Annotated in this window: 1 protein-coding gene; it reads right to left on the reverse strand. The window is 36.0% G+C overall.

Features of this window, described 5'->3' with window-relative positions; genetic code table 11:
- On the reverse strand, positions 1-236 hold a 236-nt coding region (locus tag ACPYOJ_RS36790; protein WP_481420605.1), incomplete at both ends, for a hypothetical protein.

A 236-nucleotide genomic window follows, 5' to 3' on the forward strand; every position in this document is an offset into this window, starting at 1 on the left:
GATTTACCCCTACATTAGTATAATTGTTTCCACCAGCAGGGTCCATTTCCACTTTTACAAATTTTGCATTGGTTCCCCAGTTTATAGCTCCAAAGTTTCCTGTTGTAGCCGTTCCTTGGCCAATATTTAAGTTAACCAAACCTTTTGAGTTCGTTGTTTTATTATGGGTTTCAGTATATAAAACTGTACCTGTAGCAGAATTTTCTAAAATGCTTATTCTTAGAGAGACATTTCCG

This window comes from Rhizobium sp. SVR5-9E (assembly GCF_056755095.1).